Raw genomic sequence first — 595 nt, 5'->3', positions numbered from 1 at the left:
GCGATCGCTCCGCTCGCCTCGCTCCCCTCCTCCGCGGCCGGCGCGCCGTCGCAGTGCGCGGACGCGCGGGAGCTGCTGGCCTCCGCACCAGGACTCGAGGGCGGCGATCCCGGCCATCTGATCGCCTGCGTCGACGAGGACCGCCGACGACTGACGATCCACAACCGCACGCCGGTGGTCTGGGCGATCGGCGATCCGTCGGTGACGGGGGTCGTCGATCAGGCGGGAGGCGTCAGCGGTCTGCTCAGCTCCCACGCGTCGCGCTCCGGACGGGGACTGCTGCTCGCCCCGGGCGCCTCCGCCTCGGTCTCGGCCGGACCGGGACGGATCGCTCCCCGGCCGGACCGCGAGGCGACCAGACTGCACCTCGCCCTGACGGCGATCGTCGAGGCGCAGGACGCCGCAGAGGCGACGCTGCCCCCTCGAGCGCCCCGCGCGGTGCTGCGGTCGGCCGCGCTCACCTGCGCCGTCGCACTGAGCGGCGTCGCCTCCGGGTGGGAGATCGCCTCGACGGCCGCGCTCGAGCGGGCCGCCTCGACGGCGGGATGCGCTCGAGCGTGGCGGTCAGCGGGATCGCGGGGCGCTCGCGGGACGG

1 protein-coding gene is annotated in these 595 nt (G+C 76.8%); it reads left to right on the top strand.

Annotated elements, in window-relative coordinates:
- Nucleotides 1-595, top strand: a 595-nt coding sequence (locus B0T42_RS20370; RefSeq protein WP_201788596.1) for a hypothetical protein, incomplete at both ends; no start/stop codon positions are given.

This window comes from Rathayibacter rhapontici, assembly GCF_001995175.1.
In the GTDB taxonomy this organism is placed as follows: Bacteria; Actinomycetota; Actinomycetes; order Actinomycetales; family Microbacteriaceae; genus Rathayibacter.
Note: the sequence above shows the minus strand (reverse complement) of the source record. Positions and strands in the feature narration are given on the sequence as shown.